The organism is Halalkalicoccus subterraneus, assembly GCF_003697815.1.
GTDB lineage: Archaea > Halobacteriota > Halobacteria > Halobacteriales > Halalkalicoccaceae > Halalkalicoccus > Halalkalicoccus subterraneus.
Window position 1 is genome coordinate 1 of the sequence record NZ_RDQG01000046.1, and the last position, 26,177, is coordinate 26,177.

28 protein-coding genes are annotated in these 26,177 nt (G+C 65.2%); 13 read left to right on the plus strand and 15 right to left on the minus strand.

Annotated elements, in window-relative coordinates; all coding sequences use genetic code 11:
* On the minus strand, window positions 1–324 hold a 324-nt coding region (locus EAO80_RS11665; RefSeq protein ID WP_245998602.1), incomplete at its 3' end, for a lyase family protein.
* 232 nt (window positions 325–556) lie between these two features.
* Here EAO80_RS11665 and EAO80_RS11670 point away from each other — a divergent pair.
* The 4 genes from EAO80_RS11670 to EAO80_RS11685 are packed head-to-tail and all read left to right on the plus strand — an operon-like array spanning window position 557 to window position 4,963.
* Window positions 557–1,879, plus strand: a complete 1,323-nt coding sequence (locus EAO80_RS11670) for an ABC transporter substrate-binding protein (protein ID WP_122090063.1) — start codon at window positions 557–559, stop codon at window positions 1,877–1,879.
* A gap of 12 nt (window positions 1,880–1,891) precedes the next feature.
* The gene (locus EAO80_RS11675; protein ID WP_122090064.1) at window positions 1,892–2,863 is read left to right on the plus strand and encodes a carbohydrate ABC transporter permease; all 972 of its coding nucleotides are present in this window, start codon (window positions 1,892–1,894) and stop codon (window positions 2,861–2,863) included.
* Entirely contained in the window at window positions 2,860–3,768 is a 909-nt protein-coding gene (locus tag EAO80_RS11680) for a carbohydrate ABC transporter permease (protein WP_122090065.1), read from the plus strand. Before EAO80_RS11675 ends, EAO80_RS11680 begins: the two co-directional genes overlap by 4 nt.
* A 40-nt stretch (window positions 3,769–3,808) precedes the next feature.
* The gene (locus EAO80_RS11685) at window positions 3,809–4,963 is read left to right on the plus strand and encodes an ABC transporter ATP-binding protein (protein WP_122090066.1); all 1,155 of its coding nucleotides are present in this window, start codon (window positions 3,809–3,811) and stop codon (window positions 4,961–4,963) included.
* A 22-nt stretch (window positions 4,964–4,985) separates the two neighbouring features.
* On the opposite strand, the gene EAO80_RS11690 is transcribed toward EAO80_RS11685, so the two are convergent.
* A complete protein-coding gene (locus EAO80_RS11690) occupies window positions 4,986–5,231 on the minus strand; it encodes a BolA family protein (RefSeq protein ID WP_122090067.1) in 246 nt (81 codons plus the stop codon).
* Window positions 5,232–5,269: 38 nt separating this feature from the next.
* The gene (gene fen / locus EAO80_RS11695) at window positions 5,270–6,247 is read right to left on the minus strand and encodes a flap endonuclease-1 (protein ID WP_122090103.1); all 978 of its coding nucleotides are present in this window, start codon (window positions 6,245–6,247) and stop codon (window positions 5,270–5,272) included.
* Between the two features lie 89 nt (window positions 6,248–6,336).
* Here fen and gatC point away from each other — a divergent pair, with 89 nt between their 5' ends.
* Window positions 6,337–6,615 (plus strand): Asp-tRNA(Asn)/Glu-tRNA(Gln) amidotransferase subunit GatC, encoded by a 279-nt coding sequence (gene gatC / locus EAO80_RS11700; RefSeq protein ID WP_122090068.1) that lies wholly within the window; start codon window positions 6,337–6,339, stop codon window positions 6,613–6,615.
* A complete protein-coding gene (gene gatA / locus EAO80_RS11705; RefSeq protein ID WP_122090069.1) occupies window positions 6,612–7,883 on the plus strand; it encodes an Asp-tRNA(Asn)/Glu-tRNA(Gln) amidotransferase subunit GatA in 1,272 nt (423 codons plus the stop codon). Before gatC ends, gatA begins: the two co-directional genes overlap by 4 nt.
* Window positions 7,884–7,969: 86 nt before the next feature.
* Here the strand turns inward: gatA and EAO80_RS11710 are convergent, their stop codons facing one another.
* The gene (locus tag EAO80_RS11710) at window positions 7,970–8,320 is read right to left on the minus strand and encodes a nuclear transport factor 2 family protein (protein WP_122090104.1); all 351 of its coding nucleotides are present in this window, start codon (window positions 8,318–8,320) and stop codon (window positions 7,970–7,972) included.
* A gap of 80 nt (window positions 8,321–8,400) precedes the next feature.
* Window positions 8,401–8,751, minus strand: coding sequence for a helix-turn-helix transcriptional regulator (locus tag EAO80_RS11715; protein ID WP_122090070.1), 351 nt, complete (start codon window positions 8,749–8,751; stop codon window positions 8,401–8,403).
* 83 nt (window positions 8,752–8,834) lie between these two features.
* Here EAO80_RS11715 and EAO80_RS11720 point away from each other — a divergent pair, with 83 nt between their 5' ends.
* On the plus strand, window positions 8,835–9,941 hold the full coding sequence (locus EAO80_RS11720) for an aminotransferase class V-fold PLP-dependent enzyme (protein WP_122090071.1): 1,107 nt from the start codon (window positions 8,835–8,837) through the stop codon (window positions 9,939–9,941).
* Here EAO80_RS11720 and menE read toward each other — a convergent pair.
* Genes menE through EAO80_RS11735 form a run of 3 tightly spaced genes read right to left on the minus strand, consistent with a single transcriptional unit; the run spans window position 9,924 to window position 13,304 of the window.
* Window positions 9,924–11,378, minus strand: coding sequence for an o-succinylbenzoate--CoA ligase (gene menE / locus EAO80_RS11725; RefSeq protein WP_122090072.1), 1,455 nt, complete (start codon window positions 11,376–11,378; stop codon window positions 9,924–9,926). The genes EAO80_RS11720 and menE overlap by 18 nt on opposite strands.
* On the minus strand, window positions 11,371–12,372 hold the full coding sequence (locus tag EAO80_RS11730; protein WP_122090073.1) for a mandelate racemase/muconate lactonizing enzyme family protein: 1,002 nt from the start codon (window positions 12,370–12,372) through the stop codon (window positions 11,371–11,373). Before EAO80_RS11730 ends, menE begins: the two co-directional genes overlap by 8 nt.
* Window positions 12,369–13,304, minus strand: a complete 936-nt coding sequence (locus EAO80_RS11735; protein WP_122090074.1) for a 1,4-dihydroxy-2-naphthoate polyprenyltransferase — start codon at window positions 13,302–13,304, stop codon at window positions 12,369–12,371. The genes EAO80_RS11730 and EAO80_RS11735 overlap by 4 nt, the downstream gene beginning before the upstream one ends.
* Before the next feature lie 74 nt (window positions 13,305–13,378).
* Between EAO80_RS11735 and EAO80_RS11740 the strand changes: the two genes are divergently transcribed.
* Both EAO80_RS11740 and EAO80_RS11745 read left to right on the plus strand, forming a co-directional pair.
* Entirely contained in the window at window positions 13,379–13,588 is a 210-nt protein-coding gene (locus EAO80_RS11740; RefSeq protein ID WP_122090075.1) for a hypothetical protein, read from the plus strand.
* Window positions 13,589–13,648: 60 nt separating this feature from the next.
* Window positions 13,649–14,191 carry a carboxymuconolactone decarboxylase family protein gene (locus EAO80_RS11745; RefSeq protein WP_122090076.1) on the plus strand — a complete coding sequence of 181 codons (543 nt, stop codon included), beginning with the start codon at window positions 13,649–13,651 and terminating at the stop codon, window positions 14,189–14,191.
* Between the two features lies 1 nt (window position 14,192).
* Here the strand turns inward: EAO80_RS11745 and EAO80_RS11750 are convergent, their stop codons facing one another.
* The 5 genes from EAO80_RS11750 to EAO80_RS11770 form a co-directional block, all read right to left on the minus strand.
* Window positions 14,193–15,104, minus strand: a complete 912-nt coding sequence (locus tag EAO80_RS11750; protein ID WP_122090077.1) for a 1,4-dihydroxy-2-naphthoyl-CoA synthase — start codon at window positions 15,102–15,104, stop codon at window positions 14,193–14,195.
* Between the two features lie 36 nt (window positions 15,105–15,140).
* Window positions 15,141–16,874 (minus strand): 2-succinyl-5-enolpyruvyl-6-hydroxy-3-cyclohexene-1-carboxylic-acid synthase, encoded by a 1,734-nt coding sequence (gene menD / locus EAO80_RS11755; RefSeq protein WP_122090078.1) that lies wholly within the window; start codon window positions 16,872–16,874, stop codon window positions 15,141–15,143.
* Window positions 16,871–18,217 carry an isochorismate synthase gene (locus EAO80_RS11760; protein ID WP_122090079.1) on the minus strand — a complete coding sequence of 449 codons (1,347 nt, stop codon included), beginning with the start codon at window positions 18,215–18,217 and terminating at the stop codon, window positions 16,871–16,873. The genes menD and EAO80_RS11760 overlap by 4 nt, the downstream gene beginning before the upstream one ends.
* Window positions 18,218–18,338: 121 nt before the next feature.
* Window positions 18,339–19,535 (minus strand): Cdc6/Cdc18 family protein, encoded by a 1,197-nt coding sequence (locus tag EAO80_RS11765; protein WP_122090080.1) that lies wholly within the window; start codon window positions 19,533–19,535, stop codon window positions 18,339–18,341.
* A 502-nt stretch (window positions 19,536–20,037) separates the two neighbouring features.
* Window positions 20,038–20,634 (minus strand): sulfite oxidase-like oxidoreductase, encoded by a 597-nt coding sequence (locus tag EAO80_RS11770; protein WP_122090081.1) that lies wholly within the window; start codon window positions 20,632–20,634, stop codon window positions 20,038–20,040.
* A gap of 136 nt (window positions 20,635–20,770) precedes the next feature.
* Here EAO80_RS11770 and EAO80_RS11775 point away from each other — a divergent pair, with 136 nt between their 5' ends.
* Together EAO80_RS11775 and EAO80_RS11780 are read left to right on the plus strand one after the other, a co-directional pair.
* A complete protein-coding gene (locus tag EAO80_RS11775) occupies window positions 20,771–20,983 on the plus strand; it encodes a ribbon-helix-helix domain-containing protein (protein ID WP_122090082.1) in 213 nt (70 codons plus the stop codon).
* A gap of 92 nt (window positions 20,984–21,075) precedes the next feature.
* Window positions 21,076–21,354, plus strand: coding sequence for a UPF0058 family protein (locus EAO80_RS11780; protein WP_122090083.1), 279 nt, complete (start codon window positions 21,076–21,078; stop codon window positions 21,352–21,354).
* A gap of 141 nt (window positions 21,355–21,495) precedes the next feature.
* Here the strand turns inward: EAO80_RS11780 and EAO80_RS11785 are convergent, their stop codons facing one another.
* The gene (locus EAO80_RS11785; protein ID WP_122090084.1) at window positions 21,496–21,801 is read right to left on the minus strand and encodes a hypothetical protein; all 306 of its coding nucleotides are present in this window, start codon (window positions 21,799–21,801) and stop codon (window positions 21,496–21,498) included.
* A gap of 155 nt (window positions 21,802–21,956) precedes the next feature.
* Between EAO80_RS11785 and EAO80_RS11790 the strand changes: the two genes are divergently transcribed.
* The gene (locus EAO80_RS11790) at window positions 21,957–23,312 is read left to right on the plus strand and encodes an adenylosuccinate synthase (protein ID WP_122090085.1); all 1,356 of its coding nucleotides are present in this window, start codon (window positions 21,957–21,959) and stop codon (window positions 23,310–23,312) included.
* 9 nt (window positions 23,313–23,321) lie between these two features.
* Here EAO80_RS11790 and EAO80_RS11795 read toward each other — a convergent pair whose 3' ends face one another.
* A complete protein-coding gene (locus EAO80_RS11795) occupies window positions 23,322–23,882 on the minus strand; it encodes a hypothetical protein (protein WP_122090086.1) in 561 nt (186 codons plus the stop codon).
* Window positions 23,883–24,026: 144 nt separating this feature from the next.
* On the opposite strand from EAO80_RS11795, the gene fdhF reads away from it, so the two are divergent.
* Window positions 24,027–26,162, plus strand: coding sequence for a formate dehydrogenase subunit alpha (gene fdhF / locus EAO80_RS11800; RefSeq protein ID WP_122090087.1), 2,136 nt, complete (start codon window positions 24,027–24,029; stop codon window positions 26,160–26,162).
* Window positions 26,163–26,177 lie beyond the last annotated feature (15 nt).

The following is a 26,177-nucleotide window of genomic DNA, read 5'->3' on the forward strand; positions in this document are numbered from 1 at the left end:
GTTTGCGTTCATGTTCGAGGAGGTTCCCGAGCCAGTCTGGAAGACGTCGACGGGGAACTGCTCGTCGTGCTCGCCCGCGATGACCTCGTCTGCGGCCTCGATGATCGCTTCTGCAGTATCCTCCTCGATCAGTTCGAGGTCGCGGTTCGCCTGCGCGGCGGCCTTCTTGACGACGCCGAGCGCGCGGACGAACCGGCGCGAAAAGGTGATTCCTGAGATGGGGAAGTTCTCGACGGCGCGTTGGGTCTGTGCGCCCCAGTACGCGTCCGCGGGGACCTCCATCTCGCCCAGACTGTCCTCCTCGATGCGAACGTCCTCGTTCATACCCGGGGCCTCGCAGTCCGGCGGGTAAAAGCTACTGAAACTAGCGGGCCGTCGACGTACGAACCGGGTATTCCGTCCGTACGTAATGAGCCTGATCTAGAAAATATCGACGAAAGACGGTGACGGCGGAGCGGTAGTAGACATAAAATGACGTTCTTATTCGATAATGAAAAACTCTCGAAACGATTAAGTGGTATGACCCCGGCCGTATGAGTGTACTACAGTACTAACCATGAATAATAAACGATCCACATCGATTCCGCGCCGGGCGTATCTGAAGGGAAGCGCCACAGCAGGAGGGGCGGCTCTGTTCGGACTTTCCGGCTGTCTCAGCGGCGACGAAGGCAATGGCGGTAATGGCAGCAACGGCAGCGGCGGGAACGGCGGCGGCAGTAACACGCTCGAGGTCTTCCACGGGTGGACGGGCGGGGACGGCGCGGAGGCGGCCGAGGCCCTCTTCGGGGCGTTCGAGGAGGAACACTCCGACATCGAACTCGACGAGAACCCGATCGGAGGCGGCGGCAACCAGAGCCTCGACCAGACGGTCGCAAACCGTCTCCAGAGCAACAATCCGCCGAGTACCTTCGCCGGTTGGCCCGGCGCGAACCTCCAACAGTACGAGGGTGTACTGGGCGACATCGAGGAGGACGTCTGGAACGAGGCGAACCTCCAGGACGCCCACGCCCAGGAGGCCGTCGAGGCCTGTCAGTTCGACGGCGGCTTTTCGGCGGTCCCGATCGGCTCCCACCGGATGAACGACCTCTTCTACAACGTCGAGGTCGTCGAGCAGGCCGGTGTCGACCCGAGTTCGCTCTCCGACGTCAGCTCTCTGATCGAGGCCCTCGATACGGTCAGCACGGAGACCGAAGCCACGCCGATGGCGTTCGCGCTCGAGACGTGGGGCATCCTCCAGACCTGGGCCGTCATCATGCTCAGCGAGCACGGCTTCGACGCCTACACGAGTTTCATCGAGGGCGACGGCGACGAGCAGGCGGTCCGTTCGACGTTCGAGACGCTCGGGGAACTCCTCGGCAACTACATCAATTCCGACGCCGCCTCGGTCGACTTCACCGAAGTCAACCAGAGCATCATGAGCGGCGACGCGGCGTTCATCCATCAGGGCAACTGGGTCGCCGGCGCCTACATCAACGAGGGGCTCGAGTACGGCGAGGAGTGGGGTGCGGTTCGCTTCCCAGGCACCGAGGGGATGTACGGTCTGCACATCGACTCGTTCATCTATCCGGGCGAGAACCCGAGCCCCGAAGCGACCGCGACGTTCATGCGCTTTGCCGGCGGCGAGGCCGCACAGGTCGCGTTCAACCAATACAAGGGTTCGATCCCGACCCGCCAGGAGGTGCCCACCGATGAGTTTAACCAGTACCTCACGGAGACGATCGAGGACTTCCAGAACGCCGACCAGAAGCCCCCGACGCTGGCCCACGGGCTCGCCGTCCCTCAGAGCACCCAGTCGGAACTCGAGGGCGTCCTCAACGAGAACTTCGCGGACCCCTTCGACGTCGACGCGGCGACCCAAGGGTTCATGGATACCGTCTAATCACGCTACTGTATGAAAGGTGTTCTACGGTTTCTGCGGCGTAGTCGAACGAAACGGCGTGCCCGAACTGATGGGGGGACGGCGGAAAAGCGGTCGACGGCCAGACGTTGGCTCGACAGTGACATCGTTCAGTCAGCGCCGTTTTGGGGCCCGCCGTTTCTGCTCATGGGCTTTTTCGTCTACGCGTCGATCGGCTGGAACTTCCTGCTGTCGTTAACCGATTATACGGGGTTCGGCGGGGCCGATTACAGCAACCTGAGCCTCGAGAACTACCGGATGCTGATCGAGGACCCGGCAATCTGGGAGGCGACGCGTAACACCTTCGTTCTGCTGGTCGTCTTCACCATCACGTGTCTGGTCATCGGACTCGGGCTCGCGATCCTGCTCGACCGGCAGGTCCGCTTCGGGCGGGGCTTTCGGACGATCTACCTGCTCCCCTTTGCCCTCTCGTTCATCGTCACCGCACAGTTCTGGCGGTGGATGTACAACGTTAACGACGGGATCGTCAACCAGTTCGTCGGAATCTTCGGTATCGGCCCGTACAGCTGGCTGGGGAACCCACAGATCGTACTGGGAGCGGTGATATTCGCGCTCGTTTGGCAGTTCAGCGGCTATACGATGGTCATCTACTTGGCCGCGCTGCGCTCGATCCCGACCGATCAGTACGAAGCGTCGAAGATCGATGGGGCCGGCACCCTTCGAATGTATCGCCGCGTGATCATCCCGCAGTTGCGGCCCGCAATGGTGAGCGCATCGGTGACGCTGGTGCTGTTCGCGCTCAAGGCCTTCGACTTCCTGTACGCGGTCTTCGGGGGGTATCGTCCCCGACAGGGGGCGGACATCCTCGCGACGAAGATGGTCCGCGAGGCGTTCGGCCAGTCCGAGTGGGCCTACGGTTCGGCGATCGCGATCGCACTGTTCGCGCTATCGCTCGCGGTGATCGCGCCGTATCTCTACAGCCAGTACACACGAGGTAACCTATGAGCGAACGATCGGTCTCGGTCGGAGAGGAAACGGGCGACGAAACGACGACGGGCTTCGATCTCCGGCGGATCGGCCTGTACGCGACGATGCTTGCGCTGGTCGTCTTCTACCTGCTCCCGATCGAGTCGGGGCTGGTGACCTCGATCAAGACTTCGGAGGCGCTCATCAACACCCAGCCGTTCGCCCCACCGGGTCTCGACGGCGTGACCCTCGAGAAGTGGCAGTTCGCGTTCGATACCCTCTGGAGTGGGATGATAAACAGCATGCTGTTCACCATCCCCGCGACAATCCTCTGTGCGGTCTTCGGAAGCATGGCCGCCTACGGGCTGACGCTGGTCGACTGGCGTGGACAGGTCGCGGTGTTCACGCTGTTCATCGCGGGGATCTTCATCCCCTATCAGGCGGTCATCGTCCCGCTGACGCAGTTCTGGTCGCAGTACGCGATGCTCGACGTTCGACTCGGACTGATCCTCACGGATCGGACCGCGACGCTCCTCGAACTCATCATCACCCATACCGCCTACGGGATCCCGATCTGTACGCTGCTGTTTCGCTCCCAGTACAAGACGATGTCCTGGGAGATGATCGAGGCCGCCCGGCTCGACGGAGCGACCGTCTGGCGCATCTACAAGCGGATCGTCCTGCCGCTGTCGGTACCGATGTTCGCGGTCGTGTTCATCTTCCAGTTCACGCAGATCTGGAACGAGTTCCTGTTCTCGCTGACGATCATCGGGAGCGTCAGCGACCCCGCGGCCTCGGCGACGCTGATCCTTTCGGGACTCGGCGAGGCGCTGGAAGGGACCGACTACCCGCTTCGGATGGCCGGCGCGTTCATCACGGCGCTGCCGACGCTGGTGGTCTACCTCCTCTTTGCCGACGAGTTCGCGGAGGGGGTAGAGGTATGATCGCTCGACGACTGCGACTATCGGTACGGAGGTTCTGATTATGGCTCACACCAAACTCGACAAGGTAACGAAAGTGTTCACGGAGGACGACGGCGGCGAGATCGTCGCCGTCGACGAGGTATCGATCGACATCGACGACGGCGAGTTCCTCGTCCTCGTCGGCCCCTCGGGCTGTGGGAAGTCGACGACGCTACGGATGGTCGCCGGCCTCGAATCGATCACGTCGGGCACGATTTCCCTCGACGACAGGACCATAAACGACGTGCCCGCCAAGGACAGGGACATCGCGATGGTGTTCCAGTCGTACGCGCTGTACCCCCACATGACCGTGCGCGAGAACATGTCCTTCGGGCTCGAGGAGTCGACGGACATGCCGGACGACGAGATCGAGACGCACGTGGCGGAGACCGCCGAGATGATGGGGATCGAGCGATTGCTCGACCGCAAGCCCGGCGAGCTCTCGGGCGGCCAACAACAGCGCGTCGCACTCGGGCGGTCGATCGTCCGCGACCCTGCGGTCTTCCTGATGGACGAACCCCTCTCGAACCTCGACGCGAAGCTCCGCGCGGAGATGCGCACGGAGCTCCAGCAGCTCCAGTCGGAGCTGGGAACGACGACGATCTACGTCACCCACGACCAGACCGAAGCGATGACAATGGGCGACCGGATCGCGATCCTCGACGAGGGCGTCCTCCAGCAGGTGGCGACGCCGCTGGAGTGTTATCACCAGCCCAACAACCTGTTCGTCGCGGGGTTCATGGGCGAGCCCGCGATGAACTTCATCGACGTCCACCGAGAGGACGAAACGCTCGTCGCTCGCAACGAATCCCTCAAGTATCCCCTCTCGGAGTCCACGCTTCGTGACGTCGGGGACGCGACCGATCTGGTGTTGGGCATCCGGCCTGAGGACATCGAGGTCGGCCCGGTCGGCGAGGCGGACTCGGACCACGGGTTCGAGGCGACCGTCTCGGTCGTCGAGCCGAAGGGCAACGAGAGCAACGTCTATCTCGACGTGGGCGATCTGGATATCGTCGCGACCGTTCCCGGGCTTCAGACGATCGACCCGGGTGACACCGTCGGGGTCCGGTTCCCCGAACCGACGATCCACCTCTTCGAGGCCGATTCCGGCCGGGCGGTCCACACTCGCTCGCTCGAGGCGCTCGACGACGAAACGATCCCGCAGGCCTCGAACTGACGGTCCCGTCGGCGTCGCTCGGCTAGTTCTCGTACTCCTCGGGCGTGTACGTCTTCAGTTCGAGGGCGTGAATGTCCGTCGTCATGTGCTCGCCGAGCGCGTCGTACACCAACTGGTGCTGTTGGACCAGCGACTTGCCCTCGAACGCCGGCGAGACGACGACCGCCGCGAGGTGGTCCTCGTCGTGAACGCCCCGGGGGTGGGAGATAGTCGCCTCGCTGTCCTCGATCTCCGATTCGATCAGCGCCGCGACCTCGTCGGTATCCATACCAACCGCTCCGTGCCGAATCGGGAAAACGGTTCAGATCACGTCCAACGATCCAGCCCGGTCTGGGTGATCGACTCCTCGATGCGCTCGAATCCCGTCGAGACCTCCTCGGCGGGGATCTCCCAGTCGGCGACGAACGCGCGGGCGGCCTCGATGTCGGGCGAGGGGTCGACGTCGAACTCGTAGTCCTCGGTCACGTCGGGATCGAGAAACAGCTCACGGACCGACTCGAGGTTTCCGATCGCGGCGTCCCGGGCGTCGAGAACGCTCGCGAGATCGCCGTGTTCGTGGATCGCTTTGACCGCGGTCTTCGGGCCGATCCCGCTGACGCCCTCGTTGAAATCGGTCCCACAGAGGATGCCGACGTCGACGAGCTGTTCGTACGTTAGGTCGTGCTTCTCGAGCGTTGCCGCCAGATCCATGCGCTCGGGATCGCCCTTGCTTGTGAGCTGGCGCAGCGTCAGCGGCGAGCCGAAGAGCAGAGCGTCGTAATCCTCGGTGCCGGCGTAGTCGACGGTCCCCGATTTCGCCATGTGGGCCGCCTGTGCCTCGCCTTCCGCGGGGGCCTCGACGTACGGCACGTCAAGCAGATCGAGCAGCTCACGGGTGGTCTTCTGAATGGTGTCGGTCAAGCTCTGGGTGCGGGCGTCGAGGCGGGCGGCCTCGATCCCGTCGCCGCGATCCCGAGCGGCCTGTGCCTTCGCTTTTGCCCGTTCCTTGGCAGCGCGCCGTTCGCTGATCTCGCCCTCCTTGAGGTCGGTGACGACCCCATCGAAGACGAACACGGGCGCGATGTCGTTCTCGAAGAACTTCGGAAGCCCCTGGACGAGCCCGATCAGGTTGGCGACCTCGGTTCCGTCGGCGGTGGTGTAGACGCCGTCGGCGGTCCACTTGACGGTCGTCGTCAGGTAGCGATAGAGCCAGTTGTGGGCGTCGATCGCGACGACCGCCCCCGAGAGGTCCTCGAAGGGGACCTCCTCGATCGCGGCGAGCTCCCGGAGCGCTGCGTTTCCCATCGTCCGAAATTGGACCCCGGGCGATTTCAACGTACGGATGGCGCTCGCCATCCGAAACCCTTACTCCCGGCGCGGGGGTTCTCGGAGGTATGAGCGAACAGTCCGTCACCGAAGAGGAGGTGCGCCACGTCGCGGTACTCGCGCGCATCGACCTCGACGAGCGGGAGGTCGAGGAGTTCGTCGAGCAGTTCGGCGAGATCCTCGACGCCTTCGAGACCCTCGATGAGGTGCCCGACGTCGAGCGCGAGGACGACCTCGAGAACGTGATGCGCGCCGACGAGGTACGGGAAAGCCTCAACCAGGAGGCGGCGCTCGAAAACGCCCCCGAGACCGAGGACGGCTACTTCAAAGGACCGAGCGTCTCATGAGCGAGTCGTCGATCTTCATCACCGAGGAGCGCATCGAGGGCGAGGACGAGGGACCGCTCGCGGGCAAGACGGTCGCCGTCAAGGACAACATCAGCACCGACGGCGTTCGCACGACCTGCGGCTCCGCGATGCTCGAAAGCTACGTCCCGCCGTACGACGCGACGGTCGTCGAGCGCCTGAAGGGGGCGGGCGCGACGATCGTGGGCAAGACGAACATGGACGAGTTCGGGATGGGCAGTACGACCGAGACCTCGCATTTCGGTCCGGCCCCCAACCCCGCCGCCGAGGGCCACGTTCCGGGTGGTTCCTCGGGCGGGTCGGCGGCGGCGGTCGTCGCCGGCGAGGCCGACCTCGCGCTCGGGACCGACACGGGGGGTTCGGTGAGAAATCCGGCGGCGTTCTGTGGCGTCGTCGGGATCAAACCGACTTATGGGCTGGTTTCGCGCTACGGACTGGTCGCCTACGCCAACAGTTTGGAGCAGATCGGGCCGTTTGCGCCCACAGTGGAGGGGGCCGCCGAGCTGCTCGACGTGATTTCGGGCCCCGACGAACGCGACGGAACGACGCGCGATGAGGGTGCCGACAGTGACTACGCGAGCGCCGCCGACGGCGACGTCGACGGGCTCTCGATCGCGATCCCGACGGAGCTCGTCGAGGGGGCCGACGAGGGCGTCCGGGAGCGGTTCTGGGAGGCGATCTCCGAGCTCGAATCGCAGGGTGCGAGCTCCCACGAGGTGAGCCTCCCTTCGATCGAGTACGGCGTCGCGGCCTACTACGTGATCGCGATGTCGGAGGCCTCCTCGAACCTCGCGCGCTTCGACGGCGTGCGCTACGGCCCGGCCACCGAGTCGGCGGGCAACTGGAACGAGGCCTTTGCCGCCGTGCGCGAGGAGGGGTTCGGCGACGAGGTCAAACGGCGGGTTCTCCTCGGGACCTACGCGCTCTCTGCGGGCTACCACGAGAAGTACTACGCGAAGGCCCAGGACGCCCGCGCGTGGGTGAAACGCGACTTCGAGGAGGCGTTCGAGGAGGCGGACGTGATCGCCAGCCCGACCATGCCGATCCCGCCCTTCGAGGTCGGCGAGAGCCTCGACGACCCGATGCAGATGTACCTCTCGGACGCCAACACGGTTCCGGTAAACCTCGCGAACCTCCCGGCGATCTCGGTTCCGGCGGGTGAGACCGATGGGCTTCCTGTCGGACTGCAGTTGGTCGGCCCCGCCTTCGGCGAGGAACGGATCATCCATGCCGCGAGCGCGCTCGAATAGCCCGTTCTGTCGGCTGTAAGTAACTGTGTGAAACTCCGTCCAGCTCCGAGCCAGCGAGCATCTCGAACGACGTACAGCCGACGGTATCAGTCCTTCGGGGAGAGCTTCCCGGCAAAGGTCTGGAACTCGATGGTCCCGTCGGGGATGTAGAACGTATCGGTCGCGAACTCGTAGACGTTCTCGGGCGTCTCCGCGTGCCAGATGATGTAACCGAATTCCCCCTCAGTCAGCTGTTCGTCCATCGTGATCGTCGCCTCGGGATCCGAGAACTCGGCGAACAGGTCCTCGAACAGCCCCTCGATCTCCTCGAGACCGCGGACCGTTCCCATGTTGGTGACGACGACCGACCCGTCGGTGTAGTCCTCCATGATTCCCGCTACGTCCTGCTCGATGAAAGCCTCCCAGTGGTGCTCGAAAACGGATTCTGTGGTGCTCATAGCGATCTCCATCCCCGTGACGTGACGGCACACGACAGGGGGATGGGAACTGATTTACCACGAACGATAATAAACGTTCGTTACCCCTCGTAGGCGAGGTTCATGATCCACTGCGAGAAGGCGTCGCTGTTGGCGTCGATCTCCTCCTCGCCGATAAAGGGCGAGAGCATGTCGCCGGCCATCAGCAACGAGAAATCTAGATCGCGGGCCGCGGGCGTCAGCAGGTAGGTGTTGTGGCCGTTGTAGACCGTGTCCTGGCGCTCGATCAGGTCAGTGCTGGCGAGCTTCTCGGCGATGCGACTGCCCTTTCGCGAGGAGACGTCCAGTTCCTTCCAGAAGTCGCTCTGATGGATCCCCCCGCTCTGGCGGACGAGTTCGAGCCCGACCCGTTCGTCCTCCGACAGCTCGGCCTCGAGTTCGGCGGCGCTCATATTCCTACAAGGCCGCCCGACGCCTTTAACGTTGACCGTCCACGACCGGGAGGATCATGGGGCGCCCCCGCGTAGGCCGGTCCATGACCCCCGAGGAGCTTCGAGCCGAGACGCCGGGCTTCGAGAGCTGTACCTACCTCAACACCGGCGCGAGCGGGCCTAGCCCACGTCGCGTCGTCGAGTCTGCGACCGGTTGTATCGAGCACCACGAGTACGACTCGCCGAACGCGGAGGGGATGTACGTCGCCGCGGACGCGGTCTACGAGGAGGCCCGCGAGGCGGTCGCCGGACTGTTGAACACCGACGAGCGGCGGATCGCGCTGACCCAGAGCACGACCGACGGGATCAACCGGATCGCAAGCGCGGTCGACTTCGAGCCGGGCGACGTCGTGGTTCGGACGGACCTCGAACACTCCGCCGGGATCCTGCCGTGGCAGCGACTCGCGGACCTCCACGACCTCGAAGTCCGAGTCCTCGAAACGCACCAGGGTAGGATCGACCCCGAGGAGTACGCCGAGGCGGTTTCGGATGCTCGGCTGGTCTGCTTCAGCGCGCTCACGTGGACGCACGGGACGCGACTACCAGTCCGAAAGCTCGTCGAGATCGCCCACGACGCCGGGGCGCGGGTGCTCGTCGACGCCGTCCAGATGCCCGGACAGACGGGAATGGACGTCGAGGCCTGGGGCGCGGACGCGGTCGCGGCGGCAGGCCACAAGTGGCTGCTCGGGACGTGGGGCGCTGGATTCCTCGCCGTTTCGCCCGACTTCCTCGAGGAACTGGAACCGCGTTCCGTGGGCTATCGCAGCGTGGCCGAGCCGGACGCCGAAACCTATGCCTTCCACGAGGGAGCCCGACGGCTGGAGGTCGGCACGACGAACCCCGCGCCCTACGCCGCGCTCGCGGAGGCGATCCGCACGATGGAGGAACTGGGCTCCGACCGGATCGAGTCCCGGATCGCCGATCTGACCGACCGACTCAAGACGGGATTGGGCGAAGATCGCCTGAGAAGTCCCCGCGAGTACGAGAGCGGGCTGGTGACGTTTTCCGACGAGAGTCCCGAAGAAACCGTCGAACGACTGGACGAGGCGGGGGTTCGCGTACGGACGCTGCCCGACGGCGAGTCGGTCCGCGCGTCGGTCCACGCGATCAACACCGAGGCCGATATCGACGCGCTACTCGAGGCGCTCTGAGCGCTCGGCGAGCAGTTCGCGGACGGCCCCGCGGTCGACGGTTCCCGAGGCGGTACGGGGTAACTCGTCGATGAAGGCGATCTCCTTCGGGCACTTGTAGCCCGCGAGTCGATCCTCGATGAACTCCCGGAGACCGGCCTCCACGACGTCGCCGACGACCAGCGCACAGACGCGCTCGCCCCATTCGGGGTCGGGAAGTCCGACGACCGAACAGTCGTCGACCCGGGGATGCTCGCGCAGGACGCGGGCGACCTCGGCGGGGTGGACGTTCTCGCCGCCGGTGATGATCGCGTCGTCGATCCGGCCGAGCACACGGACCGAGCCGTCGGATCCGACGCTTCCGAGATCCCCGGTCCGGAAGCCGTATGGTCCGAAGATTCGGTCGTTCGCCTCGCCGTCGCCGTAGTAGCCCGCCGTCACCGTCGGCCCCGAAACGACGAGTTCACCGGGTTCACCGGTCGGGAGTGGGTCGCCACCGTCGATCGCCCGAACGCGAGTAAACGCGAGGGGGCGGCCGACCCGCTCGGGGTTCGCAAACGCCTCCTCGGGCCGGGCGGTCGAGACCTGCGAGGCCGTCTCGGTCATGCCGTAGGTCGGGTGGATCGGCACTCCCCGGCGCTCACAGCGCGCGATCAGTTCCGGTCGAGCAGGGGCACCACCGGTGAGAACGAACCGTAGCGAGTCGGGGGGATCGCCCGCATCGAGTATTCGATCCAGCATCGTCGGAACCACGGAGATACCAGTAACACGGTGCTCGTGGAGATGTGAGAGCGCGTCCTCGGCGTCGAACTCGTCCGGAAGTACGGCACAGGTCCCGTAGAGCGCCGAGCGGACGATCGGCGCGAGCCCGCCCATGTGATACCCCGAAAGCGGGTCGTACCAGCGATCGTCAGGGAGCACACCCAACCGGAACGCCGAGGCGACGGCGCTCGCGAGCAGGTTTCGACCCGAGAGGACGACCGCCTTGGGCTCGCCGGTCGTCCCCGAGGTAAAGAGCATGGCTCGGGGGGAGTCAATCGAGGGGTCCTCGGGAGCGAACTCGGTGACCGGCTTCTCGGTGAGCGCCGAAAACGGGATCGCGGGGGCGTCGGCGACCGCTCGGGCCCGCTCCGTGTACCGCTCTTCGGCCACAAGCGCCGCGAGGTCCACCCTCCGAACCTGCACACGAAGCTCCGATTCGGAGAGCCGGGTGTTGAGCGGGACCAGCACCGCCCCGATCCGCCACGCCGCATGAACGAGACGGGCGAAGTCGGGAGACGTATCGAGGAAGACGCCGAGTTGATCGTCCGGCCGGATTCCGAGCGACCACAGCCGTCCGGCGGTTCGCTCCGTCGCCCGGTCGAGTTCGGCGTAAGTCCGCTCCTCGCCCGACTCGGCGTCGATCAGCGCGGTCGCGTCGGGAACTGCATGGCGCTGATGGGAAACGGGATCACGCATCGAACCCACCCCCGTCCCACGGGCCGTCGGTTCCGAGCCCCGGACCCCGCGGGACCGCGACCGTCCCGTGGCGAACGGGCGCGGGGTCGGGTGCGATGTCCTCGGCCAGCATGCCCGCGGTCGCGAGCCCGCAGGCACGCTCGATTCCGAGCGCCGCGGCGGCGTGGACCGCCGCGGTTCGGGCGATCACGGCGTCGATCGTCGTCGTCACGATCACGTTTTCGAGTCGTCGGCCGAGTTCGACGGCGCGGTCGACCCCGCCGAGCGCCATCGGCTTCAGAACGAAGACGTCGGCGGCGTCGGCGAGCGCCTCGATCTCCGCCACCGTGCGCCCCGCGAGCGCCTCGTCGAGCGCGATCGGAACGATGGGGGGGAGTTCACGGTGGCCCGCAGCGTCGTCGGCCGAGAGGGGCTGTTCGACGTACTCGAGGTCGTACTCGGCGAGCGCGGCGAGCGCCCGCCCGGCCTCCTCGCGGGTCCACCCCCCGTTCGCGTCGAGCCGTATCGCGGTGTCGGGACCGACCGCCTCGCGGATCGCACGGACTCGCCGAACGTCCTCGTCCACGGGGCGTGCGCCGACCTTGCACTTGACCGTCCCGAAGCCGTTTTCGACGGCCTCGTGGGCGGCGTCGGCGCTCTCCTCGACCGAACTGTCGCCGAGCGTCGCGTTGACCGCCACCTCCTCGACCGGGTCGTCGTCCAGTCGGCAAAAGAGCGAAACCCCCTCCTCGCGGGCGTCACGATCCATGAGCGCGAGCGAGAGGCCGTGGCGCGCGGCCGGGCGGTCGTCGAGGTCAGCGAGGGCGGTCTCGGGGTCGTCGATTTCAGTGAGAGTTTCCCGGCACTCCTCGTAGGACTCGGTCCAGCCGGGAAGCGGCGTCGCCTCTCCCATCCCCTCATCGATCCGAATAGTGAACCCCCGCCGTTCGCGGATCTCGCCCGCCGCGGTCGAGAGCGGCGTCTTCAGGGGAATGGAGAACTTCTCGACCCTCATCCGATCACCAGCCCGATGGCGAAGAGCGCGGCGAAGGCCGCGACCAGTTTTCCGGTGCGTTCGAGTGCCGGGTTGAGCGCCTCGCCGGATGTCTCCGTGAGCAGGGTCCGGAGGACCGAGGCGGCGTAGGGGACGGTGAGATACGGCAGGAGGACGGCGAGACCGAAGCCCGAGAGGAGGAACCAGGGCGGCGTGGCGTATGCGAGCGCGAACAGCGCAGCGTACTCGGCCCTGCTGAACCGATACCCGAGCAGCACCGCGAGCGTTCGCTTGCCGGTCTCGCGGTCGGTTTCGAGGTCCCGGACGTTGTTGACGACCAGCACCGCGGTCGCGAGCGCGGCGACGGGGAGGCTGGCGACGACCGCCTCCGTGGTGACCGTCCCGGAGGGAAGCCACAGCGGGAACGGCTCGGCGAGGACGGCGGCGGCCTGCACGTAGTAGGTGCCCGTCACCGCGACCAGCCCGAAGAAGACGAACACGAAGAGGTCGCCCAACCCGCGATAGCCGTAGGGGTAGGGCCCGCCGGTGTAGGCGATCCCCGAGGCGATGCTCGCGAGGCCGACCACGAGGATCGGGACGCCGCCGACGGAGACGAGGTAGGTGCCGACGAGGATCGCGAGCGCGAAGGTGAGGGCCATCGCGCGCTTGACCTCGTTCGCTTCGATCAGACCCGACTGGGTGACGCGAGTGAAGCCCTCGCGGTCGTCGGTGTCGGCACCCTTGATCGCGTCGTAGTAGTCGTTCGCGAAGTTCGTCCCGATCTGGATCAGCGTCGCGCCCACGAACGCCGCCAGCGCCGGTAGGAGGGAGAACACGCCGTCCTCGAGCGCGAGCGCGATCCCGACGAGGATCGGTGCGGCAGCCACCGGAAGCGTCTGCGGGCGGGCGGCCATCAGCCACGCTTTCCGCCGGGAGACATCGACCGTACTCATTGTCCAAACGGACGGCATGACGGAGCATTATCCCTGCGAAAACATTTTTGTAATTGAAAATAATTCTAAATGATATGCGGTCCGACCTCAGCGAGATCCGGTCGTCACCACTCGTGACAGCGGTGTTCCTCCTGGCGCTGGTCGTGTTCGTTGGAGCCATCCTGTTCGCACCGGGAGGCGATTCATGGGGCGCGCCGATGGGATCACCGGAGTGGCTGCTCGGGGCCGCTTGCGCTACCCTCGCTGTGGCGCTCGGCGTTCGCTCGTGGATGCGAGGGGAGTGACGTATCAGCCAGTGTGATCGAGGCACATACGACTAACAGCTACCCCTACGAACGGGCCGTATGGCTCGCGTTCCCTACGTCGAAAGCGAGGGCGTCCCAGAACAGCACCGCGATCTGCTCGTCTCGTCGCTGCAGGACCGCCCGCTGCACGTCTACCGGGCGCTCGGCAACAACCCCGAAGTGCTCGCCGGCCTGCGTGGCTTTCTCTCCTCGCTCTGGAGCGACAGCGGCCTTACGGACCGTCGCCGGGAGCTCGTGATTCTCGCAGTAACGAGGGAGATCGAAAACGAGTACGAGTTCCACCAGCACGTGACCATCGCCCGTGACGTCGGAATCGACGACGGAGCCATCGCCGCGGTGTCACGCGGGGAGTTCGATGACCTCGACGAGGAGGAGGCTGTCCTGCTTCGCTACGCGCTCGCGGTCGTCCGCGGGGCGGTCGAGGATCGGGATCACGACGCCGTCACCGTCTACTACGACGAGTCGGCCGTGGTCGGCATCGCGGCGCTCGCGGAGGGCTATACCGCCCTCGGCGGGATCATCGACGCGCTTGGCGTCGAGCTAGAGGAGGCGTTCGTCGGGTGGGATCCGACAGTCGAGTGACTCAGTAGTGCCACGGGTAGTCGTCGAAGTCGGGATCGCGCTTCTCGAGGAAGGCATTCCGACCCTCTTGAGCCTCGTCGGTCATGTAGCCCAGCCGGGTGGCCTCGCCCGCGAACACCTGCTGGCCGACCATCCCGTCGTCGACGGCGTTGAACCCGAACTTGAGCATGCGGATGGCGGTCGGGCTCTTCGAGGTGATCCGGTTCGCCCACTCGATGGCCGTCGCCTCTAACTCCTCGTGGGGCACTGTTTCGTTGGCCATCCCCATTTCCACCGCCTCCTCGGCCGAGTAGGTCTTCCCGAGGAAGAAGACCTCCCTCGCCTTCTTCTGGCCGACCTGCCGAGCCAAGTAGGCCGAACCGAACCCGGCGTCGAAACTCGCCACGTCGGGGTCGGTCTGGAGGAACTTCGCGTGCTCCTCGCTCGCGAGCGTCATGTCACAGATGACATGGAGGGAATGGCCACCGCCGACCGCCCAGCCCGGTACGACGGCGATCACGGGCTTTGGCATGAACCGGATCAACCGCTGGACTTCGAGGATGTGGAGTCGGCCGGCCTTGGCCTCGCGGACGTCGTCCGAATCGTCGTCCGCGGCCTCGTCGTCGCCGCGGTACTCGTAGCCCGAACCGCCCCGCACTGACTGGTCACCCCCCGAACAGAACGCCCAGCCGCCGTCCTTTTCGGAGGGGCCGTTCCCGGTCAGCAGGACACAGCCCACGTCGGTCTGTTTGCGCGCGTGATCCAGCGCGCGATAGAGTTCGTCGACGGTACCGGGCCGGAAGGCGTTTCGCAGTTCGGGGCGGTCGAAGGCGATCCGAACCGCGCCCGTCTCACGCGCACGGTGGTAGGTGACGTCGTCGAAGTCGTTCTCGACGGGTTCCCAGCGGTCGGGATCGAAGATCTCGGAAACCATGCGAACCGGTACGCGTCCGGCCGCCAAAAGCGCCCGTCATCCGAGGCGCTCGCGAACCCGCTCGTGGATTTCCTCCCGGATCCGGTGGCTCGCCTCGCTATCGGTGCGTACCTCGATCACCTGCGTTCTCGAGGCGGTGAGCGAGGCCGCATACGCGTCCTCAAACCCTGAAAGGGAGTCCGTACGGACGAACTCGAAGCCGTAGAGGTCGGCCGTCGCCTCGAAATCGAGGCCGTGCGGGGTCTTGAACTGGCCGGTAAACGGCGGGTCGAACCCCTCGATGGGAAGCATGTGGAAGATGCCGCCGCCGTCGTTGTTGATCAGGACGACCGTGGCGTCGATTCCCAAGCGGGCGACCGCGAGCAGGCCGTTGGTGTCGTGGTAGTACGCCAGGTCCCCGGTTACGAGCACGAGGGGATCGTCGGTGGCACTGCCTGCCCCCAGAGCGCTACTGGTGATCCCGTCGATCCCGCTGGCACCCCGGTTGCCCAAAACGGTGAGGTCGGTCCCGCGGGGCCGTGCGAAGCGATCGGCGTCCCGGATCGGCATCGAGTTCGAGACGAACACCGTCGCGGGGTCGGGCGCATCCGAGAAAACGCGTTCGAGGACCGCACCCTCGAACAGACGGTTCGTTTCCTCGTCGATGAGGGTCCAGTACTGGTCCTCGGCACCCTCGAACCGTGCCCGCCACTCGTCGCTCGTCGAGGAGTCGAGGTCGGCGGCGAGCGCTCGTGCGAGTTCGTTTCCGTCGGCGGCGACGAGGTCGGTTGCGGTGAACGTCGCCTCGCGCCACTCGCCGGCAGGGTCGACGAGGAACTGCCGAGCGTCGGCGTCCCGCAGGTAGTTCCGAAGGGGTTTCGAAGTGGGTGAGGCCCCGAACCGAAGCACCAGATCGGGATCCGGCCAGTCGGCGGCTGCGAGCCACGAGTCGTACCCGCCGGCCACGGTCGCCTCGTCGGAGTCGAATCGAACCCCCGAGAGGGGGTCCGCGAGGATCGGAAAGTCCGTTTTCCGGCCGAGTTCGTGGATCGGTTCGCCAGCGAGACGGTCGGAGGGGCCAGCGACGATCAGGCCGCGTTCCGCGTTTTCGACGGCCCCCGCGAGCCGTCGGCGGTCGGTCTCGGAGAGGGTCGGTCGACCCTGCGTCACCGAGACGAACGGTCCGTCGCGCCCTGCTGCGGCGATCGGGAAGCGGTCGGCGAAGTCGGCGGGAAAGTCCTCGGTCTCGATGGGTTCGAGCGGTTTGGCGAACGGGGCGTTCAGGTGGACCGGTCCCGCGGGCACCCCCGTCGTCTCTGAGAGGGCCCGACAGACGGTGGTTCGCAGCGACCGGAGCCGGCGGCCCTCGGGGGCGGGTTCGGGGAGTTCGCGATACCACCGCACGGCGTCGCCGTAGAGCGTGGTCTGGTCGATCGTCTGGTTCGCACCCGAGTCACGCAGTTCGGCGGGGCGGTCGGCGGTGAGTACGAGCATCGGGACCCGCGACTGGGAGGCTTCGACGACGGCCGGATGGAAGTTCGCGGCGGCCGTCCCCGACGTACAGACCAGCGGCGTCGGTTCCCCCGTTCGTTTCGCGCGTCCGAGCGCGTAGAAGGCCGCCGAGCGCTCGTCGAGATGCGAGTGCACGGTAATGGAGTCGTGGGCGGCGAAGGCCACCGTGAGGGGTGTCGAGCGGCTTCCGGGTGCGATACAGACGTCCTCGATCCCCGATTTCGCGAGTTCGTCGGCGATCGTTCGTCCCCAGAGGGTTGAGCGGTTCGGCGCGCTCATTCGGCGAGCGCGTCGAGGATCGGGCGGTACTTGAGCTGGACTTCCTCCCACTCCTCGTCGGGGTCCGAATCGGCGACGATCCCGTTGCCCGCAAACAGGGTGACGAGGTCGTCGCTCGCGACGCCAGAGCGGATGGCCACCGCGAACTCCCCGTCGCCCGCGGCGTCGAACCAGCCTACAGGTGCGGCGTACCAGCCCCGCTCGAAGGTCTCGGTCTTGCGAATTGTCTCCCACGCCGTTTCGGGCGGGAGACCGCCGACTGCGGGCGTCGGATGGAGCGCCTCGACGATCGAGAGGACGTGCCTGTCCTCGTCGAGTTCGGCCTGAATCGGGGTCCGGAGGTGCTGGATGGTCGCGAGCTTCCTGACGGTTTGTGGCGCGACCCGGACCTCCCCGAGGGGGTCGAGCTGCTCGCGGATCGTCTCGACGACGATGCCCTGCTCGTGCTGGATCTTCTCGCTTTCGAGCAGCGATCGCATCAGCTCGTGGTCCGTCTCGGGGGTTTCGCCCCGCGCGACCGAGCCCGCGAGCGCTTCCGTCTCGACGCGCCGGCCCGAAAGCGAGACCAGCCGCTCGGGCGGGGCGCCGAAAAAGCCCGCCTCCTCGGTCGGCTCGACGAGAAACCGGTAGCACTCGGGGTAGGTCCGCCGGAGACGTTCGAGCACGTCCGGTATCTCGAGCGCCGTCGCGAGGCGGACTTCGAGCGCCTGGGCGAGGACGACCTTCCTGAGATCGCCTGCCGCGATCCGGTCGGTCGCGGCCGCGACCTGCTCGACCCACTCCTCGTGCGGAGTGGTGAGGGTGCGCGAAGCGATTCCGGGTGGGGCGGCGCTGGGCTGCATTGCCGGGTGGGCCGTGAGCTCCGAGCGCACGGTTTCGAGTTCGGTCTCGACAGCGTTTACGTCGGCCTCCGGACCGTAGCGCGACACCGTGAGCCACGTCGTTTCGTCGGTTCGCGTGAGCTGTACCCGCGGGATCACGAACTCCGCGGCGTGAAACCCTCTCCACGGCGGGGCGGGTTCGTGACCCGCGTGGAAGGCGACGCCGCCGAACGCGCGCGGCCGGGCGGCGGGGGGAAGATCGGCATCGAGCGTCGAGAACAACCGTGTTGCGTCCTCACGGAGGGTTTCGAAGCGGTCCGGGCCGTCGGCGCGGAACCGGGCAGCCGCGCCGCCACCGGCGATTTCGAGGCCGTCCGGAGCGGCCCAGTGAACCCGCGGGGGATCGCGCTCGAAGAGAAACGCCCGAAAGGAGAGATCCGCCAGTTCGCAGGCCCGACTCACGAGCGCGCTCCCCTCGGCGGGCGAGGCGACGATCGAGCCATCACGGTGCGAAACGGTCATTACCCGTTCTCGGGGTTCTGTCCCCTTCAGCGTACCTATCCGGGACCCACACACCACGTTTCCGGTGAAATACACCGGGTTTCCGGTGAACGGGTGGACGATCGCCTGACTGTCCGGCCCCTCAACTCTGGTCGATCAGCACGTCCCGAACCACCGTCGAGTCCTCGAGCAGCCGGTGGTTGGTGTAGCTCCCCTCGGCGCTGCCGCCGCTGTGGCGGGACTGTTCGATGATGTCGAGGAAGGCGTGTTCCTTGAGCAGGTCACGGACCCGCCGCAGGGATAGGGCTTCCGCGCCCTCCTGTCTGCAGATCTCCTCGTAAACGTCGTAGACGGCAGTGGTCCGAAACCCCTCGGCGCTCGCGTCGTTCAACGAGAGGATCGTCAGCGCATGGAGGACGTATCGGGAGTGGGGAGTCGAGCCACGGATGAGCTCGCGGAACCGGTCGGTCTCGGCGCGTTTGCGCGCGTCGGTGACGAACCCCTCCTGAACGCGGTCGGCACCCGTGGATTGGGCGATCTCTCCGGCATACCTGAGAATGTCGATCGCCTTGCGGGCGTCACCGTGTTCGCGTGCGGCGAGTGCGGCCGCCCGTGGGATCACGCCGTTATCGAGGACGCCCTCGCGGAAGGCGTCCCGGCGCGCCTCCATGATCTCGCCCAACTGGGAGGCGTCATAGGGTGGGAAGACGAACTCCCGCTCACAGAGGCTCGATTTCACCCGCTCGTCCATCCGGTCTTTGTACCGGATCTTGTTGCTGATCCCGACGACGCCGATCTTGCAGTCGGTGAGCTTGCCGGCTTCACCCGCGCGCGAGAGTTGCATGAGGATCGCGTCGTCGGCGAGCTTGTCGATCTCGTCGAGAAGGACGAGCACGACGTCGTACGAATCGTCGAGGATGCGCCAGAGACGTTTGTAGTAGGTCGCGGTACTGATCCCCTTATCAGGGATGTTGATCCCGGTTTCCTCAGAGCGGTTCAACCCGCTCGCGATCGTCTGAACGGCCTGTGTTTCGGTAGTGTCCTGCGCGCAGTCGACGTACGCGAACGCGGCGTTCACCCCCTCGCTTCCGGCGGCGTCGACCAGCCGGCCCGAGACGTGTTTCGCACACAGCGATTTGCCGGTTCCGGTCTTCCCGTAGATGAGGATGTTGCTCGGGCTCTGTCCGAAGATCGCGGGATTGACCGCGTTAGCTAGTAACTTGATCTCCTCGTCACGCCCGACGATCCGACCCTCCTCGGGGAGGTGGTTGATCTCCAGAAGCTCCTTGTTGACGAAAATAGGGTCATCGCGAATGAACAACTCGTCCGTCTCGACCATACGTCCACACCACGTTTCCGGTGAAATAGCGCTTGCGTTTCGCCTCCAACGATGGGAGCGCACACACACCGGGTTTCCGGTGAAACGGGGTTCGAGGGTGGGTCCCCTTCCAGTCGAAACGGAGGTTGGTGCCGAAGGATCGAGTGAAACGATTCGAGGTGGGGAACCACTCGACGACGCGCGACTAACCGGGACGGCTTGAAACGGCGCTGAGAGTTCGTTCGACTGGAGCTTTGGAAGGAAAGGCGATTATAGATCGCCTTGTATCTAGTACGACGATTAACCCACTGGGCTATGAAACAGCTATAGTATATAAAATAGGAGGATGTTCGATAGTAGTGAGGTCATTCGAGAGAGACGAATCTCGAGAAGGGGTGCCCCCTTCTGATCCCGTTTCACCGGAAACCCGGTGTGTGTGCGACGAATCGGTGATCGATCAGCCGGTGTCGAGACGGCCGTTCAATCGGACACGGTTCGAGCCCCGTCCGATCGCCCGCCCGAATCAGCTGTAGCGTTCCTCGTTCCACGGATCGGCGGTGTTCGAGTAGCCCCGTTTCTCCCAGAATCCGCGTTCAGGCTCGGTGAGGAACTCGATCCCGTCGACCCACTTCGCCCCTTTGTAGGCGTACTTGTGAGGTGTCACGACCCGAAGGGGTCCGCCGTGCTCTCTCGGCAGCGCCTCCCCGTCGAACTCCCACGTGAACAGGACTTCGTCGCGCATGCACGCATCGAGCGGGAGATTCGTGGTGTAGCCGTCGAGCGCGGAGAACATGACGTGGACTGCGTCGTCGCGCACGCCCGCCCGTTCGGCCAGCGTCGGGAACGACACTCCAGTAAAAGCACAGTCGAACTTGCTCCAGCCGGTCACACAGTGAAAGTCCTGGGTCTGTGTCTCCCCTGGAAGCTCAGTGAACTCCTCGTAGGAAAACGAGAGGTCGGTCTCGACCGCGCCGCTTACTGTAAACTCCCAGTGTTCGGGGTCGAATTCGGGGACCGATCCCTTCGAGAGGACGGGAAATTTCGAGGTCTCTCGCTGGCCCGGTGGCAGGCGCTTCCCGCCGAACTCCCGGTAGAGGTCGGTAACGTCCGTCGCGTCCATAGACGAAGGGAGGCGGCCCAGAGGGGTATGCCTACCGGAAACCGAGATTGTCCCATCGAAAGGTTTCCTTGCCAGTTTTCGTATGAATTGTCCCGTTAGAGTTAAATACGCCTCCGTCGAAGCCCCGTCTGTTCCGATGCCGAAAGTAGAAATCACCGTCCCGGAGCACCTCGAAATGCAAATCGCACAGATGGTCGATCAGGGGGAGTTCGCGACCCGTGACGAGGCCATCGAAGACCTGCTCTCCGCGGGGCTGAAAGCCTACAAGACCGGCGGATCGCAGATGGACGAGGAGCCCGGACTCGAGGAGGACGGAATGATGGGCCACGACGACGAGTACGTCTTCTGATCGTCGGCCGTTCGTCCCTCCACTGACACCAGCCATGGGACCGGATGACGCGGGAAATTCTTAACATCTGGACCCGCATATCGGTAGATACGATGCACAAAGACGAGCTTCTGGAACTCCACGACCAGATGGTCACCATCATGGAGTACTTCAAACGTCAAGAGGACGTCGACGAGGAACTGTTCGCGCCCTACGATCGACTCGATGTCGACCCCTCACACGTCCATAAGTCCAAAAGCGAACACAAACACGCGGTGTTCGTCCTCGGAAACGCCCTCGCGAGCGCCATGAGTAACGACGAGTTCTCCAGTGCGGGTCGTATCGGAAAGCGGATGGCGGAACTCGCTGACGACGCCGAACGGAAGATATAGCCACACTCGCGTCCGAACGAAGCGTGTTCTACGGGAGATTGTAGTACCGACTCGAATCACGACGGCTAGTCGCCCTCGTCCCTACCGACGGCTGCCCGATTCGGGGCATCCCGCGATGGCCACGGTACCGCAGTAGAACGGTTAGCTCTCGACTTCGGCGACACCGTCGATCTTCATTCCTTCGAGGGTCTCGATCGTCTCGCCGAGCTTGCCGTCGAGTTCGGAGACGAACTCCTCGGTGCGCTCGGTGGTGATCGCACCCTGACTGGAGGGTTCGATGAGGTTCTCCTCCTCGAGGACGCGAAGCGAGTAGCGGACCTTGTGGTGCGGGTACCCCGTTTCGTTCGACATCTTCACGATCCCGATGGGCTCGTTTTCGATGACCATCTTCAGGACCTGAAGATGTCGTTCCAACATATCGACTTCCTTCTCAAGCCGGTCTATCATGGCATTTGTTAACTTGTCGTTCGTACTTTTAAAAGTTGCTGTCGATACGGCGAGTTGCCGGGAGGATTTGATAGTTGTCGTGGGAGTGATTAACAGTTGTGGTTGGAGCCCGGCGGATCGTAATCGGTATGCGGGTCGGTCCGAAACCTCCGGCTATGACCGTAACTATCGTCGGCGCACAGTTGGGCGACGAAGGCAAGGGCGGCGTCGTCGACCTCTACGGCGAGAACGTCGACGTCGTCGCGCGGTACCAGGGCGGGGACAACGCCGGCCACACCGTCGTCTTCGGCGACGAGGAGTACAAGCTCTCGCTGGTCCCAAGCGGTGCGGTTCGCGGGACCGTCGGCGTGCTCGGCAACGGCTGTGTCGTCAACCCCGAGACGCTGTTCGACGAGATCGATGCCCTGCGAGAGCGGGGGCTGGATCCACAGGTGAAGGTCGCCGAGCGCGCCCACGTCATCATGCCCTATCACAGGGTGCTCGACGGGATCGAGGAGGACGTCAAGGAGGACTCGGATCTGGACGCGGGTACGACGGGTCGAGGGATCGGCCCGACCTACGAGGACAAGGTCGGTCGCCGGGGGATCCGGATCGGCGATCTGCTCGATTCCGACTCCCTCAGAACCAAACTCGAGTACGCCGTCCCTCAAAAGCGCGCCCTCGCCGAGGACGTCTTCGGAGCCACGACGGACGAGGCCTTCGACATCTCCAGTCTCTACGAGCAGTACCGGCGCTACGGCGAGCGCCTCGCAGAGGAAGGCATGACCGTCAACGCCGGCGATTACCTCACGAAGCGTATCGAGTCGGGTGAAAACGTCATGTTCGAGGGCGCACAGGGCACCTCGATCGACATCGACCACGGCGACTATCCCTATGTGACCTCTTCGAACCCCACCGCGGGCTATGCGGCAACCGGTACCGGCGTCGGCCCAACAGTGGTCGGCCGCGGCGAGGTCATCGGGATCGTCAAGGCATATCTCACGCGCGTGGGAACCGGCGAGCTTCCGACGGAACTCGGCTCGGTCGACGGCCAGACGCCCCAGAACGGCGGACGCCCCGAGATGGCCGAACTCGCCACCCAGATCAGGGACGAGGGCGGCGAGTACGGCACCGTCACCGGCCGGCCACGCCGCGTCGGCTGGCTCGACGTACCGATGATTCGCCATGCCGCCCGCGTTAGCGGCTTTACCGGCCTTGCGATCAACCACATCGACGTACTGGCGGGGATGGACGAGGTCGAAGTGGGCCACTCCTACGACCTCGACGGTGAGGAGGTCCTGACGATGCCCTCGACGAGCAAGCAGTGGGCGCGCTGTGAGGTCAACTATCGACGGTTCGACGGCTGGCCCGAGACCGACTGGGAGGCCGTCGCACGCGAGGGCTACGACGCGATCCCCGAGAACGCCCGCACCTATCTAGAGTACGTCAGCGCCGAACTCGACACCCCGATCTACGCCGTCGGCGTCGGTCCCGGTCGCGAGCAGACCGTCGTGGTCGAGTCCCCGTTCTGAGCCGTTCCCCTAGTTCTCGTGTCCGAGCCGCCACAGTGCCCGATAAAGCGTCCAGCAGTCCACGCCGTGCTCATCGGCGATCGCTCGACATGCATCGAGAAACCTCCGGTACTCCTCGACCGAGGGCGAGTCAGGGTACGGCTCGTCGAGTTCGCCGGCGTCGTACAGCACCGTCCACGTTCGGGCGTCGACGGCCACGTAGCGATCGGGGTCGATGAACTGGAGGAAGGCGCTTGCGACACGCGTATCGACGCCCGCCAGCTCGGTCAGCCGTCCGACTCGCTCGTCGAGCGCCTCGGCGTTCGCGGCATCGATCACGGCTTCCCGCGTCGTGCTCCGTTCGTTCTCGGCAAAGCGATCCTCGCGCGCGCGCTGGCGGTCCTGCGGATAGGCCCCGAGATTCCGCCGGTAGTACCACTGGACGACCCATTCGGCGTCGCGAAAGCCGAACTCCCCCTCGGCGAACGCGCTCGGAAGCGTCCCGATCCCCTCCTCCTCGACCGGATAGAGCGGTTCTTCTTCGATGTAGTCGGCGGCTGCCTCCTCGATCATCGAGCGAGTGAGTACCATGCACGGTTATTTGCGGGCCGGTGTCCTCAACGTTCGCCTCGTAACCGGGCTCCGTTACATATCACTCGATAGGACACGCGCAGGCGTTAAGTGGGTGGTACTCATTTACATGGTAGATGATGGACCATCGAGGGAGGAAGCATCATGGCGTCTGAGGAGCAAGACCCGGTCAAAACGATCTGTCCGTACTGCGGCGTCGGCTGTGGGATTCAGGTGAAACCCGGTGAAGAGCCCGGCGACATGCGCTTCATGCCGTGGGGCGAGGCGCCGGTCAACGAGGGAAAGATCTGTATCAAGGGCGGGGCGGCGACGCAGGTCGTCGACCACGAGGACCGGCTGACCGACCCGCTGATCAAGGAAGAGGGCGAGTTCCGCGAGGCGACGTGGGAGGAGGCCTACGAGCGAATCACCGAGGAGTTCGAACGCATCCACGAGGAGTACGGTCCCGACGCGATGGGTTTCTACGGCTCGTCGAAGACGATGAACGAGGAGAACTACCTCCTCCAGAAGCTCGCGCGCCGGTACGGGACGAACAACGTCGACAACTGCACGCGGATGTGCCACGCCTCGACGGTGTGGGCACTCCGAACCAGCCTCGGCGCGGGCGCGATGACCAACAGCATGAAGGACCTCCGCGAGGAGGCCGACGTCTTCTGGATCCAAGGGGCCAATCCGGGCGAACAGCACCCGATCGCCAACAGCGTCTACTTCCGACAGGCGGTGTTGGAGGGTGCGACGGTCATCCAGGTCGACCCGCACGCGAACAAGACGACGCGGTCGTTCAAGATAAGCGAGACCGACCGCCACATGCACCTTCAGCTCGAACCGGGAACGGACATCCCGCTCCTCAATATCGTCCTCAAGACGATCCTCGAAAAGCACGAGGAGAACCCCGACGAGGGGTGGATCGACGAGGAGTTCATCGAGGAGCGCACCGAGGGCTTCGAGCACCTGAAGGAGACCCTCGAAGGCTTCGATGCGGCGGCCGCCGCCGAGGAGTGTGGCGTCCCGCTGGAGGACATCGAACTCGCCGCCGAGAAGTACGCCTCCGCGGACAACGCCGCCGTCTTCACCGGGATGGGGATGAGCCAGCACGCCTGCGGCGTCGACAACGTCCAGAACGAGATCAACCTCGCGCTGATCACGGGCAACCTCGGCAAGCCCGGCACCGGCGTCAACCCGCTTCGCGGCCAGAACAACGTCCAGGGGACCTGCGACGTCGGCGCGATGCCGAACGTCCTTCCGGGCTATCAGCTCGTCGACGACGATGAAGCCAGGGAGAGCGTCGAGGACGTCTGGGGCTTCGACGTGCCCCCGGAGCCGGGGTTGACGAACGTCGAGATATCCCACGAGTTCGGCGAGTCGGTCAAGGGACTGTACGTCATGGGCGAGAACCCCGTAATGAGCGAGCCCGACGCCAACGACGTCGCGGAACGGATCCAGGAGCTGGAGTTCATCGTCGCCCAGGACATCTTCATGACCGAGACGGCTAAGTACGCCGACGTGGTCCTGCCGGCGACGACGTGGGCCGAACGCGGCGGGACGGTCACGAATACCGACAGGAGAGTCCAGCGGATGCGTCCCGTCCAGAAGGTCCACGAGAACACGAAACACGACCTCGAGATCGTCTCCGAGATCGGCACCAGACTGTTCGGCGAGGACGGCGGCTTCGACTTCTCGGACCCTGAAGAGGTCTTCGAGGAGCTTCGACTCGTGTGCCCGAGCTACCACGGGATGACCTACGACGCGCTCGGCGAGGAGGGGATCCAGTGGCCCTGCTACGAGGAGGGCGACGCGGGCGACCAGTACCTCTACGAGGACAGTTTCGACACCGAGAGTGGACTGGGCCACATCGAGGGCGTCAATCACACCCCGCCGGCCGAGACGCCCGACGAGGAGTACCCGCTGATCCTCACGACGGCTCGACTGGAGGAGCACTACAACACGGGGACGATGAGCCGCCGCTCGCCGACGCTGAACCGCCAGCACCCCGAGAACTTCGTCGACGTCCACCCGAACGACGCCGAACGATACGGCATCGAGGACGGCCAGGAGGTGACGATCCGCTCGCGGCGCGGCGAGATCACCGTCGAGGCCCAGGTCACCGAGGACATCAAGGAGGGCTCGATCTGGACGACGCCCCACTTCGCCGCGGCCTCGGCGAACAAGCTGACGAACGACGTGCTCGACGAACGGGCGAAGATCCCCGAGTACAAGGCCGCCGCCGCCGAGATCGAGGTCGGCATCGAGCCCGCCGGAGACGCGCCGGCGGACGACTGAGCGACCCGAGCATTC